A 14,622-nucleotide genomic window follows, 5' to 3' on the forward strand; every position below is an offset into this window, starting at 1 on the left:
TGGTGACTGGTGACTGGTGACTGGTGACTGGTGACTGGTGACTGGTGACTGGTGACTGGTGATTGGTGATTGGTGACTGGTGACTGGTGATTGGTGACTGGGTAATCAATTTTATGTTTCCCTATCAACTGTCAACTATCAACTATCAACTGTCAACTGTCAACTATCACCAATTCCTGAGATAATGATGAAAAAATTACCATGAACAAAACTGATGCTGAGACTGATTACAGATTTTGATGGTCCAATCATGGACGTTTCCGAAAGGTACTATCAAGTTTATCAACTTTGTCTGGAAAAAACCAAATATCCTGATCAACAAGTAAGAGAACTTTCTAAAGCGGAATTTTGGCAACTCAAGCGATCGCACATTCCTGAAAAAGAAGTTGCTTTAAAATCGGGTTTAAATGCAGAACAAGCGGAGGAATTTGCAAAAATTCGTAAGCAAACTGTACACACCCAACCCTATTTTCAATATGATGTTCTCGTTCCTGGTGCGTTAGATGCTTTAACCAAAGTGCAACAAGCAGGAGTTGATTTAGTTGTCATGACTATGCGCCGAGTGCGAGAATTAGATTATGCTTTTGATAAGTATAATTTAGGGCAATTCTTCCCAGAAAATAGACGTTATTGTTTAAGTAACGATTATGTAAAAACCCGTGATATTGAAGATAAACCACTGTTAATGGCCAAAGCTATTAAAGAACTTCCCCCCGGTGCTGAAACTTGGATGGTGGGAGACACAGAAGCGGATATCACAGCAGCTAAAAAACACGGTGTGAAGATGATAGGTGTAGAAAGTGGAATCCGCGATCGCACTCAATTACAATCTTATCAACCTGATTTAATTGTTACCAATTTACAAGCTGCTGTAGATTTTATTTTCTCAGAAATGAAGCTTGGAAATTAGTTTTTAATTAGTTTTTAATTAGTTTTTAATTAGTTTGTAATTCACAAAGCGATAGCTACCCAAAAGGTGGCGATCGCAATCAATTTAAGACTCAATTTAAGACTCAATTTAAGACTCAACTTACAACTCAATTTTAAGGTAGGAAATCTGCATTTATAACGTCCAATAAAGAGAAAGGTGAATCTTCAGGAAATAGTTCTGAAGGTAGTTCATATTTCCTCAAAGTATCATTTCTCGCATCTTGATAACATTCTAAAAATACATCATTTAATATAGATTTCAAACTAGGACTATCTGCCAAACTATAAGCTATTTGTCTTCTTTGTTCCACAACAGTATTACGCCAACCTCTAGCATTATAATCTTTTTCTTCTGTCCAATATTGCAGTTTTAATAAATGTTCTATTAGGACTATTAGGCGAGTTTTTAATTCTTTCTTTTCTCTCCTTCCCATACTATCAATTTCTTCAATCAAATTCTCAATATCTAATTGTTCTAGCTTTCCTTCACTTAACAATTTGACTGTAGTTTGTATCCACAAGTAAAAATCTTGATCATATAATTTTGTCGTGGTCTCAGTCAGCATATAAATTTCTCCTGACTTTATCTGATATTAATTACATTATACAATAAATTCTTAAATAAACATAAGTAAATTTTCAATAATTTATCGCTCTCTCACATCTTCCAAATCAGGCATAGGAAAGAGCAAAATTATCTAAGTCAAAAATTTATTCAAAAATCTATTCAAAAATCTATTCAAAAATCCCAGATAATGAATAAATCAATCAATTAAATTTTTATAGACTTCCAGAAATAACCCAATTTTAAAGCATTACTGCGCCAGATAATAGCAATTAAATTAGCCAACAAACAAGTAATTGCTAAACCTAGTAAAATAAAAGTTGGTAACATCACCACACCAATCATAAACCAAGTATAGACGTGGAATATCATCACCAAAGCAAACATACTTGCAAAACCAGCAGCTTGCCATATTTGCAATTTAGGACGGTTTAAGAATGTGAGGATAATTGTTAACAAAGTAGCCAAAATATTTGCAGGTACGAGAAATGCACATATACCAGCACAGTTGGCACGGGAAAATTCAGCTAAAGTGTGGAAATCGAGCATTAATTTGAACTTCTGATGATAGGGTGTGATGATAGGGTTAGCTTATGTTGAAAATTTTGATTACCAGTTAAATTACCAGTTAAATTACCAGTGAAACATTTATTTATTAATTTAGTGGTCTTAATTTACCTTAGCGCAATAGTGAGTAATCATCTGAATTATTTTACATAATTTAAAGAATTAACCAAAAAACAACCTAGCCATAGATACTTATAAAGTAGGGACAATTCATGAATTGTCCCTACCATAATTTTCACCCGATGTCTATTAAATTAAACATTCTGACTCCTTTACGGGCAACCACAGGGGGTTTGCCCCTACTGACTCCTGAATATTTAACCCATCAAAATTACAGGGCAACCACAGGGGGTTTGCCCCTACTGACTCCTGAATATTTAACCCATCAAAATTACAGTATCTAAAACGTGAATGATACCATTATCAGCCTCAATATCTGCTGCTATAACAGTGGCGTTTTTCACCTCAAAACCATCTTCACAATTAATTTTAATCGGTGAACCTTCCACAGAAGTCACAGTACCCAGTTTAGCTAAATCCGCTTTAGTCAACTTTCCCGGAACGACATGATAAGTTAAAATTCTGGTTAACTGGGGAATATTCTGTACTAAAGTGGTAATTGTACCAGGTGGTAACTTAGCAAAAGCATCATCATTAGGTGCAAACACAGTAAAAGGACCTGGACTTTTTAAAGTTTCCACCAAACTCGCAGCTTTCACAGCAGCTACCAAAGTTTTAAAACTGTCAGCACTAACTGCAATATCAACAATATCAGCCATTCATGTCACCTCATATCTGTTGAAGGTTATACAAAATAGTAAATCATGTTTAAGTTTTATTACGTTAAAATCCTGGTAAAATAACAACTTATGATTTTTGTAAGATTCCTTTATAGATAAAATGGGTAATTTAAGTTACGCAATTGTAGGAACAGGTGCATTAGGCGGTTTTTACGGTGCTAAACTCCAAAAAGCTGGTAATGAAGTCCATTTTTTAGTTAATAGCGACTATCAACAAGTCATAAAACATGGATTAACTATTGAATCTAAAGACGGTGACTTTCGTTTACCCCAAGTGCAAGTTTACAATCAAGTCGAGAAAATGCCTAGCTGCGATGTGGTAGTTGTGTCAATAAAAACCACTCAAAACCATATATTAACACAGATATTACCACCATTAGTTAAAGATGATAGCATAGTTTTAGTATTACAAAATGGTTTAGGCATAGAAACAGAAATTGCCCAAATTGTCAGCAACGTTAATATTATAGGCGGTTTATGTTTTCTGTGTTCTAACAAAATTGCCCCAGGACATATACATCATTTAGACTATGGAAAAATTACCTTGGGTGAATATGCGACTAATTATAATGCTGTAGGAATTACAGAGAGAATGAAAGCAATTTTTCAAGACTTTGAAAATGCTGGAATTGAAATAGAATTAACAGAAGATTTATTATTAGGACGTTGGAAAAAATTGATGTGGAATATTCCCTATAATGGGTTATCCGTCATTTTGGATGCCACAACAGATGAAATAATGGCGGATATGTACACTCGGACATTAGTTGAACAATTGATGAAGGAAGTACAATTAGGGGCAAAAAGTACAGGGCGGATAATTCCTGACAGTTTTATTCAAACAATGTTAGATTATACTGTGAAAATGAAACCCTACCGCACCAGCATGAAAATTGATTTTGATGAAAATCGTCCTTTGGAAGTAGAAGCAATAGTTGGCAACCCATTAAGAATAGCAGCAGAACATGATGTGAGTTTACCGTTGATTCGTTGTTTATATCAACAATTGAAATTTTTGGATAATAGAAATATAGGTGACAGGTGACAGGTGACAGGTGACATTTGTTTAGAGGTAGTAATTACTTGTTTACGATTGAGGTGACTTGTAGCCACTAGAAAAGTCCTCTACTATGAAAATAATATATCTGGAAGATAATGATGAGAGCAAATTTTGAGATCAAACTTTGAGATATTTTTCCTTGGAGATAATTGATACTCAAAGTTATTTCTTACATCAATAAGAGTTATTCTTTCCAGGTTGATGAACTACTTGACAGAACATATAGTGTTCCGATTTGATTTATAAATTTTCCGTGGAGGCGGGGAATAGGGAATAGGGAATAGGGAATAGGGTTTGAGATGATTTGGGTGTACGGAGTTTTTTCAAAAATCAAATAGTAGTCCTATATCCTACATAGCTCTTAGATAATCAATTCATCCAGATATGTGTCCAGTCAGCACTATGATAGTAAATTTATTCAGAAGAATTTTAAATATTTAATGAAGGATAAATAGGAAAGATATTAAGCTTGATCAGAGGTACGCATTCAGCTATCAGTATTCAGTAATCAGCCGATAACTACAAAAGCAAAGATTCAGAGGTTTTAATTTCAGGAAAATTATCTGTATCTGTTTCTTTTCATTCTTGGGATTTCAATATTCCAGGTTCATAGCTGATGGCTGATGACTGACTGCTGAATGCTTAGACAGATAGTAGGGGTTTAGCATTGCTAAACCCCTACCCTACCAGCAAAAATCAACCTCACATACCATAAACTCTTTAATTTGTCAATAGTACATTTTTGCTACTATCAAGGTATATCAAAATATTAGATATTTTTTCGCTAAATTGATCTCTCAAATTGCTGCTATTTTGTAAGTTGTTGTATTGTTTTTGGCTGTTAATTTCTGAAACTACTATAAATAAAGGATTGTAGCAGCATGATTTTTGATAGATGCAAAATTGGCAATAAAAACCCAATTATGAAATTTGCCCAAATTATAGCAAATGGCTGAAAGTATTGCAAGTTCGTTAATTAATAAAAATAATTCTCAATTATTTTGTAATAAATCTTAACTTCAATTGTGTTGACTTATGTATATCAAAACTATTAACGCAAAAACATAACTTTTGTTTATATTTAGCTCAACAATGATATTCTTGTCTGCATATTTGAATTATGAATTATGATATGAATTATGAATTATTTTGGACTCTGTCTCAGCAAGCTGTTAATATAATTACTAACTAATAAAGTATTTTGTTGTAGGAATTTCTCAAGATCACCATTAAATAAGTCAATAATTGTATGAGAAACAATTTTAATTTTTAGTGGATTATTACCATAAAGATCACATAATTTATACTTTTGTTCATCTGTTCCCAATAGTTGTTTTGATTGGAGCAGGGAAAAGGCTACTTCTGATGAACCCAACAAAGTCAAGGAACGTACTGATAATGTCCACTGCTCCAAAAAAGCGACTTCGATAGGTTTCTCTAGACTAGTAAAAATTACACAGCTGTGATGGTTTGTTTCTGCAATTATTTCTAGGAAATGTTTATATTCAGTATCACCTGCATCTAAAGCTGTATCTAGGTTATCCAAGATGATTAGACATTGATGGTTACGGAAATAATGAATTAGGTGATTTATGTCTGGTTTACTTTCCTTGTGATGGGAAATTAGGCAGAGCATATCAGTAATCATATCATCAAAGGATGGGATGGTAGGTACTGAACGCCAAAAAACATAATCAAACTGATCTTGAATTTGTTGTGCTAGTTGGGTGACAAAGGTAGTTTTACCAACTCCTCCCATACCTACTACTGCGACTAAGCGACAGCCATCTTGTAAAATATATGACTTTAGCTGCGTCAGTTCTTCGCTGCGTCCGTAAAATGCTGAAATATCAACTGCTGTTCCCCAATCTTGACTTAATATATCTTTTTTAATATTTGTATGGACTGTGGTTTTGTTGAAGGGTACATCCTCATTAGTGATAGCAATTTCTCGCCAGTCGAGGTTTAATGTGCGACATAGTTCTTCAAAGGTTGTATAGTCAACAGGTTTACCAGTGATGAAACTGCTCACTGTCGTAGGAGACAATCCTGTGTCATGAGCTAATGCTTTTTGGTTGGGGTATCCATTGAGTGTAATTGCTATTTTAACTTTATCAATATAGTCGTGATGAACCCTGAGTGACCTTGGCATAAATAATCTTAATCTGAAAATTTACCCTTTGATGGAAATAATCGAGTTTTGAGTGGGAATTTTGTTAAACTTCGGACTTTTATAGATAATATTCTTTCATTATTTATTCTTGATCACAATCTATCTGTAGATAGATGGCAAAGGTTAGTAAGTCAAAAATTTTGCTATTTCCAACGGAGAAATTATCTAAGTCAGAATAAGTTGTAATTAAGTTGTAATTAAGTTGTAATTAAGTCAATATTTCTTGATACGCAAGTCGATACGCAGTTAGTTATAATCCATAGAAATAGCAAATTTTACCGTCAACTCAATAACAGGATTATAGTCATGGCAGAATCTACTAAAAGCGTTGTTTTCATTGATCCCAATGTTGCAGACTATCAAAATATAGTTAATAGCGTTAAACCTGGTACACTGTTGTTTCTTCTCGACGGCAACCGGGACGGTATTCAGCAAATTACTCAGAATTTATCAGGACTTACAAACATTGATAGCCTTCAGATTATTTCTCAAGGGGCAGAAGGTAGTTTATCACTTGGTTCAACTGTCCTCAACTCCGCAAACCTCAGCAGTTACACATCACAATTGCAGCAGTGGGGTAAATCTCTCACCGCCACAGGAGATATTCTGTTGTATGGTTCCAATGTTGCTCAGGGTTCAGCCGGTAAAACTTTTGTCCAGCAAATTAGTCAGTTGACTGGGGCAGATGTAGCTGCATCTGATGACTTGACTGGTAATACTGCATCAGGTGGAGACTGGGTATTAGAATACACTACTGGATTGATTGAAGCATCTCCAGCGTTAGAAATTGCACCTATCATCTCAAACGGAAATAGTCAAGATACCGTAGGAAAATATACACCTAACCCACCAGCTTATGCCAGTAATAAACTGATTGTTAAATTCAAGGACGGAATCAATACCACCCAAGCCAATGAGATTAAAAACACCCTGGGAGTATTCAAGACAGAGACAATTAAGCTGACAGGGGCGCAAATATGGACATTATCTGGAAAAACCTCTGTAGAAACTGCCCTCGCTACACACAAAAATAATCCCATATTCCAGTACATCGAGCCAGATTATATTGTCACCAAAGCAGTTACATTCCCCAATGACCCCAGTTTTAATCAACTATGGGGACTACATAACACAGGTCAAAGTGGCGGTACTCCTGATGCAGATATTGACGCTCCCGAAGCCTGGGATATCCAAACAGGCAATCCCAACCTGGTCATAGGAGTGCTTGATACAGGAGTTGATTATAACCACCCTGATCTAGTAGGCAACATTTGGACTAATCCAGGAGAAATCGCCAATGATGGCATTGATAATGACAATAACGGATATATAGACGATATTCGCGGCTGGGACTTTGCCTATAATGACAACAACCCCAGTGATGTTGATGGCCACGGAACCCATGTTTCGGGAACCATTGCTGGTAAAGGTAATAACGGCGTTGGTGTGACAGGGGTGGCCTGGAATGCCAAGATTATGCCCCTGAAGTTTTTGGACGATACTGGTTCGGGTTCTACTTCCAATGCCATTTTAGCAATTAACTATGCCACAGCCAAGGGCGTGAAAATAACCAACAACTCCTGGGGGGGTGGCGGCTATAGCCAAGCTTTGTATGATGCGATTAATACCGCCGGACAACAGGGAGCTTTATTTATTGCGGCGGCGGGTAATAGTGGACAAAACACTGACACAAGCCCCTCCTATCCCGCTGCCTACAACCTAGCTAATATTATCTCTGTTGCTTCCACCACAAACACTGATAGCCTGTCTTCCTTCTCCAACTATGGATTGACCAGTGTGGACTTAGGCGCACCAGGTTCAGCTATTTATAGCACCCTGCCTAACAACAGTTATGGAACTCTTTCTGGCACATCAATGGCTAGTCCCCACGTTGCCGGGGCTGCGGCTTTAGTCTGGTCTCAAAATCCCACCTGGACGGCACAGCAGGTTAAAAATACCTTGATGAACACGGGGGATTCTATTGCGGCTCTAGCAGGGAAAACGGTTTCTGGAAAACGCCTCAATGTTTTTAATGCTTTGGCGGCAGCTAACTTACCTTCTGTAACTGTCAGTGTCAGTCCTGCCACTGTTCAAGAAGACGGTGCGACTAACTTGGTTTATACCTTTACTCGCACCAATTTAAACCTAAGTTCTCCCCTGACCGTTAACTTCGGGGCGAGTGGCATAGCAAACGCCGCCCCGGTGGGAAGCGACCCGGCCGATTACAACGTATTAACAGGTAGTGCTGTCACCTTTAATCCGACGACGAAACTGGGAACTGTCACCTTTGCTGCTAATGCGACAACTGCAACGGTTGTGGTTGATCCGATTGCTGATACATTAGCAGAAATTCAGAATGAGACGGTAAACATAACAGTTAATTCCGGCACGGGTTATATCGGTGGTTCTCCGGGTGCGGCAACTGGAACTATTGTTTCGGAAGAAACTTTACCAATTTTCACCAACCCTAATAATATTACCATTCCCAGTTCTGGTGCAGGTAATCCCTATCCTTCAATTATCAATGTTTCAGGATTAACTGGTAACATTACGAGCCTCAAAGTCACATTAACGAATCTTAGTCACACCTGGTCTGATGACATTGATGTGCTGTTAGTTAGTCCGACTGGTGCGAAAGCCATCTTGATGTCTGATGTAGGCGGTAGTATTTATTTACAGAACGTGACTTTGACTTTCGATCCCACAGCTACTGCTAACCTGCCTGATTCCAGCCAGATTACCAGTGGTAGCTATAAGCCAACAGATTTTGTATCTGGAGACTTATTTAACTCTCCAGCCCCCGTTGGTCCCTATGGTACAGACTTTTCTGTCTTTAACAATACCAACCCCAACGGGAATTGGAGTCTCTACGTTATGGATGACGCGGGTGGTGATTCGGGAAGTATTGCGGGCGGTTGGTCTCTGTTGATTGGAACTTCTACTACTCCCACTTTACCTGTAATCACAGTAGTAGCGAACGATGCTAGTGCCGGCGAACCTGCCAACCCAGGACAATACACCCTCACCCGCACTGGTCCAATCACCAGTAGCTTAACGGTTAACGTCAGTTTGACCGGAACAGCCACCAATGGCACAGATTACACAACCATTCCGACTACTGTTACCTTTGCCGCAGGTTCTAGCACAGCCTTAGTCAACCTGAACGTTACTGATGACACCCTTGTCGAAGGAGCAGAAACTGCCATCCTCACCGTCACATCGGGAACAGGCTACACCGTCGGCACATCAGCTAGTGCCACAGTCAATATTGCTGATAATGATCTACCCAGTATTAACCTGAGTGCTAACCAAACGGTAGCAGAAGGCAACACCAGTCCCCAAAATGTCACTTACACTGTGACTCTTTCCAGCGCCAGCACTCAAACGATTACTGTTCAATATGCCACTGTTGGTAATACGGCTATAGCAGGGTCAGACTATACTACCACTAGCGGAACTTTAACTTTTGCTCCTGGTGTTACCAGTCAAGTCATCAATATTCCCATTCTCAATGATGACCTTAACGAAGCAGATGAAACCTTTACTCTCACCCTGTCTTCTCCCACCAATGCCAACTTGGGTACAACCACAACTGTAACTACAACCATCACCGATACCCTCACGGCTGATGTTACTACCACCCTACCAGCGGGGGTAGAAAACCTCACCCTGACAGGAACAGCAAATATTGACGGTACTGGTAACGCTGGTAATAACGTCCTCACGGGTAACAGTGCTAATAATAGTCTTACTGGTGGGGCAGGTAACGACACCCTTGATGGTGGTGCGGGTATTGATGCCTTAATTGGTGGTTTAGGTAATGACGTTTACATTGTTGATAGTGCAACTGACATCATCACCGAAAATGCAGGGGGTGGTACAGATACTATTCAATCCAGTGTCACCTTTAGTATTAGTGCCATAACCAACATCGAAAATCTGACACTAACAGGAACAGCAGCGATTAACGGTACTGGTAATGCTGGTAATAACGTCCTCACTGGTAACAGTGCTAATAATACTCTTAATGCTGGGGCAGGTAACGACACCCTTGATGGTGGTGCGGGTATTGATGCCTTAATTGGTGGTTTAGGTAATGACGTTTACATTGTTGATAGTGCAACTGACATCATCACCGAAAATGCAGGGGGTGGTACAGATACTATTCAATCTAGTGTCACTTTTAATATTGTCACCAGAACCAATATCGAAAACCTGACACTAACAGGAGCAGCAGCAATTAACGGTACTGGTAATGCTGGTAATAACGTCCTCATCGGTAACAGTGCTAATAACATCCTCAATGGTGGAGCAGGTAACGACACTCTTGATGGTGGTGCGGGTATTGATACCTTAATTGGTGGTTTAGGTAATGACGTTTACAGTGTTGATAGCACCACTGACATCATCACCGAAAATGCAGGGGGTGGCACGGATACCATTCAATCTAGTGTCACATTCAGTATAGCCACCCTAACCAACATCGAAAACCTGACACTAACAGGAACAGATGCAATTAACGGTACTGGTAACGCTGGTAATAACGTCATCACAGGTAACAGTGCTAATAATAGCCTTGATGGTGCGGCTGGTATTGATACCTTAATTGGTGGTGATGGTAATGATACTTACTATGTTGACAATACTGGTGACACCATTACCGAAAATGCCAACCAAGGCACGGATACTGTTTACAGCACTACTAACTATACTCTGTCTGCAAATATCGAAGACCTCACCCTGACAGGAAGCGACGCGATTAACGGTACTGGTAACGCTGGTAATAACGTCATTACGGGTAGTAGTGCTGATAATACCCTTGACGGTGCATCAGGTAATGACACTCTCAATGGTGGTGCTGGTATTGATACCTTAATTGGTGGGTTGGGTGATGACGCTTACATTGTAGATACGACAACTGATACCATTACCGAAAATGCCAACGAAGGAACAGATACTATTTCTACCAGTGTCACCTATAGTCTTGCGGCTCTTGCTAACGTCGAAAATTTGACACTAGGAGGAACAGAAGCAATTAACGGCACAGGTAATGCCGCTAATAACGTCCTCACAGGTAACGCTGCTGATAATACCCTTGACGGTGCATCAGGTAATGACACCTTGGATGGGGGTGGGGGTATTGATATCTTAATTGGTGGTTTAGGTAATGATACTTACTATGTTGACACTACTGATGACACCATTACCGAAAATGCCAACGAAGGCACGGATACTGTTTACACCACCACTGACTATGCTCTGTTGGAAAATTTGGAAAACCTCACCCTGACAGGAACAGCAGCCAATGGTACTGGGAATGATGGTAATAACGTCATCACAGGTAACGAACTCGATAATATCCTTGATGGTGGGGCTGGTATTGATACCTTAATTGGTGGTGATGGTAATGATACTTACTACGTTGATGATAGCAGTGATATCATTACAGAAAATGCCAACGAAGGCACGGATACGGTTTACAGCACCACCAACTATACTCTGTCTGCAAATATCGAAAATCTGACACTGACAGGAACAGCAGCAATTAACGGTACTGGTAATACTGGTAATAATGTCATCACAGGTAACGAACTCGATAATATCCTTGATGGTGGGGCTGGGATTGATACCTTAATTGGTGGTGATGGTAATGATACTTACTACGTTGATAATAGCAGTGATATCATTACAGAAAATGCCAACGAAGGCACGGATACGGTTTACAGCACCACTAACTATACTCTATCTGCAAATATCGAAAACCTGACACTAACAGGAACAGCAGCCAACGGTACTGGTAATGCTGGTAATAATACTCTTACTGGCAACACAGGTAATAATATCCTGACTGGTAACACTGGTAATAACACCCTCCATGGTGGTGCTGGGATTGATACGTTAATTGGCGGTTTAGGTAATGACGTTTACATTGTTGATACTACAACGGACACTATTACCGAACTTTCTGGAGAAGGTACAGATACCATTGAATCGAGTGTCACCTTTACTATTGCCACTCTCGCCAACATTGAAAACCTGACCCTAACAGGAACAGCAGCGATTAACGGTACTGGCAACACAGGTAATAATATCCTGACTGGTAACACTGGTAATAACACCCTCCATGGTGGTGCAGGAAATGACACCCTCCATGGTGGTGCTGGGATTGATACCTTAATTGGCGGTTTAGGCAACGATACCTACATTGTTGATACCACCACTGACACCATTACCGAAAATGCCGATGGAGGAACAGATACCATTCAATCTAGTGTCACCTTTACTATTGCCAATCTCGCCAACATTGAAAACCTGACACTAACAGGAACAGCAGCCAACGGTACTGGTAATGCTGGTAATAATACTCTTACTGGCAACACAGGTAATAATATCCTGACTGGTAACACTGGTAATAACACCCTCCATGGTGGTGCTGGGATTGATACGTTAATTGGCGGTTTAGGTAATGACGTTTACATTGTTGATACTACAACGGACACTATTACCGAACTTTCTGGAGAAGGTACAGATACCATTGAATCGAGTGTCACCTTTACTATTGCCACTCTCGCCAACATTGAAAACCTGACCCTAACAGGAACAGCAGCGATTAACGGTACTGGTAATACTGGTAATAATACTCTTACTGGTAACACTGGTAATAATATCCTTGTTGGTGGTGCTGGTAATGACTTGCTGACTGGGGGAACTGGAAAAGATACTCTCACCGGAGGAGTGGGAGTTGATCGTTTTGACTACCGCAACTTAGCTGATTCCGTCTTCAACAGCTTTGATGTGATTACCGACTTCAATGCTAACGCTGGTAATGATTTGTTTGTTGTTGCCACTGCACGTACCACATTCAATAATGTGGGAACTGTAGCTACTCTTGATGCTGCTGGTATTGCTGCTAAGTTAACTACCGCTACTTTTGCAGCTAACTCTGCTGCTCAATTCTCCTTTGGTAGTCGTACCTTTGTGGCTATTAATAATGCTACAGCCGGCTTTATTGCTATTGATGATGCCATTGTTGAGGTGACAGGTTTTACAGGTACTTTGGGAACGAGTAACTTTACCACTACCTTAGTCTAGTTCTTGGTATCTTTTAGAGGGTGTTTGAAAAGTTTTTGGCAGTCAAAATTTAAGCAAGTCGCCTCACCATAATACGGATCATGGCAAGGTAGATAAAAGTCTCAGAGGATGTTTTAAAAGTAGTATACTGTGATTTTAATCACATTGCTACCCCTCCCCCCTTGTAAAAGGGGGAAACAATAAAAATCCAGTTCCCTCCCGTTTACAAGGGGAGGGTTAGGGAGGGGTCAAAATATTTGATACACCATGAAAGACTTTTCAAACAACCTCTAACCAACCCCTAACCCCAACCTATTACCTACCCCTCCCTTACTTTTCCGACTGTGAGATCCGACTTTTCCGACTCCAGAGGTAACAATAGATAGCTATTATCAGCATATAAGAAGTAGTACCTCATAGAAAAAACTCTGCTTATAGCTGTATCAATGATTATTATTCCTATTAAAAAACTAAAAAATTAAAGATTTTTCCCTGTTCCCCGTTACCTGTTCTTTTTTACCCAATAGTAATTTAGCATAACAAGTACCGAATAATCATGTTTAATCGTATAACTGAAACTCTAATACACAAGATCCGCTGGGTATTAACTATCCTATGGCTAGGATTAATGGCACAAGTGTTGAATCCTGCAATAAAACTTTACAATCTTTGCATTTTACCCAGGTAAAATCCATTGTCCATTGAGAATAGAGTCATTAATTGCTCAAATTTGGTATCACCAATACCAATGCACAACTTAGACAATATCCTCAAAATCTTAACATTCAACACTTCTGGGTATCAGAATATTCTTGATTTTCAACCCCAACAAAGTTTTAATATTCAAACTGATTTTTCTGGTTTGCATAGTCAGGTGATGATTTCTGCTAATGGTAAGGTACAATTACCAATTAATGAACCTGCTTCTGCTAATTCCCAAATCCAGGAATTTTTAGCATTTAATCGTGGTTCTGGTGTGCAACATATTGCTTTACAAGCTGCAAATTTAATTGATGCGATCGCTCGTTTTCGGGCTGCTGGTTTATCTTTTCTCTCTGTTCCCAAAAGCTATTATTTAGGGTTTGCTGAATAAACCTAAAACCTTGATATATCAAAGGTTAGAGGCTGATAAACACAGAAATTAGTGCAAGGGTTTTGAAGGGTATACCGGAAAAAGTGTGCATTTTTTGGGATTTCAAGAGATGGCAAAGAAATTTTCAAATCTTCTCCTGACTCCTGACTCCTGACTCCTGACTCCTATGCCCTCACGGAAAGACTTTCTCAGCAACCCCTATTTACAATTACAACAACGTTTAGAATTGCCTTTATCACCTGAAGAATTACAGGCGATCGCACAACAAGAAATTTTGGTAGACTCTCAACAAGATGCACCTTTAGAAGCTTTACTATTGCAGATTTTCACCCAGCCAATTTTTAATGAACCTACTTTTTTCTT

At 39.1% G+C, this 14,622-nt stretch carries 7 protein-coding genes and 2 pseudogenes; 5 read left to right on the top strand and 4 right to left on the bottom strand.

Annotated features, from left to right (window positions below):
- Window positions 1-214: 214 nt before the first annotated feature.
- Window positions 215-910: an HAD family hydrolase gene (locus H6F47_RS23560; protein ID WP_190651253.1), complete on the top strand. Its 696-nt coding sequence runs from the start codon at window positions 215-217 to the stop codon at window positions 908-910.
- 133 nt (window positions 911-1,043) lie between these two features.
- Here the strand turns inward: H6F47_RS23560 and H6F47_RS23565 are convergent, their stop codons facing one another.
- The 3 genes from H6F47_RS23565 to H6F47_RS23575 form a co-directional block, all read right to left on the bottom strand.
- Window positions 1,044-1,496, bottom strand: coding sequence for a DUF29 domain-containing protein (locus tag H6F47_RS23565; protein WP_190651255.1), 453 nt, complete (start codon window positions 1,494-1,496; stop codon window positions 1,044-1,046).
- A 206-nt stretch (window positions 1,497-1,702) separates the two neighbouring features.
- A complete protein-coding gene (locus H6F47_RS23570; RefSeq protein ID WP_137667269.1) occupies window positions 1,703-2,044 on the bottom strand; it encodes a hypothetical protein in 342 nt (113 codons plus the stop codon).
- Between the two features lie 395 nt (window positions 2,045-2,439).
- Window positions 2,440-2,841 (bottom strand): fasciclin domain-containing protein, encoded by a 402-nt coding sequence (locus H6F47_RS23575; RefSeq protein WP_190651257.1) that lies wholly within the window; start codon window positions 2,839-2,841, stop codon window positions 2,440-2,442.
- A gap of 121 nt (window positions 2,842-2,962) precedes the next feature.
- Here H6F47_RS23575 and H6F47_RS23580 point away from each other — a divergent pair, with 121 nt between their 5' ends.
- Window positions 2,963-3,907 (top strand): putative 2-dehydropantoate 2-reductase, encoded by a 945-nt coding sequence (locus H6F47_RS23580; protein ID WP_096568456.1) that lies wholly within the window; start codon window positions 2,963-2,965, stop codon window positions 3,905-3,907.
- Between the two features lie 1,159 nt (window positions 3,908-5,066).
- Here the strand turns inward: H6F47_RS23580 and H6F47_RS23585 are convergent.
- A complete protein-coding gene (locus H6F47_RS23585; protein ID WP_190651259.1) occupies window positions 5,067-6,074 on the bottom strand; it encodes a helix-turn-helix transcriptional regulator in 1,008 nt (335 codons plus the stop codon).
- Between the two features lie 327 nt (window positions 6,075-6,401).
- On the opposite strand from H6F47_RS23585, the gene H6F47_RS28210 reads away from it, so the two are divergent.
- The 3 genes and pseudogenes from H6F47_RS28210 to H6F47_RS23600 form a co-directional block, all read left to right on the top strand.
- A complete protein-coding gene (locus H6F47_RS28210) occupies window positions 6,402-13,187 on the top strand; it encodes a S8 family serine peptidase (RefSeq protein WP_190651261.1) in 6,786 nt (2,261 codons plus the stop codon).
- A 772-nt stretch (window positions 13,188-13,959) separates the two neighbouring features.
- Window positions 13,960-14,241 (top strand): annotated as a pseudogene (locus H6F47_RS23595) (VOC family protein); the annotation flags it as partial.
- A 211-nt stretch (window positions 14,242-14,452) separates the two neighbouring features.
- Window positions 14,453-14,622, top strand: a pseudogene (locus tag H6F47_RS23600) (4-hydroxyphenylpyruvate dioxygenase); the annotation flags it as partial.

Source organism: Sphaerospermopsis sp. FACHB-1094 (assembly GCF_014696195.1).
Classification (GTDB): domain Bacteria; phylum Cyanobacteriota; class Cyanobacteriia; order Cyanobacteriales; family Nostocaceae; genus Sphaerospermopsis; species Sphaerospermopsis kisseleviana.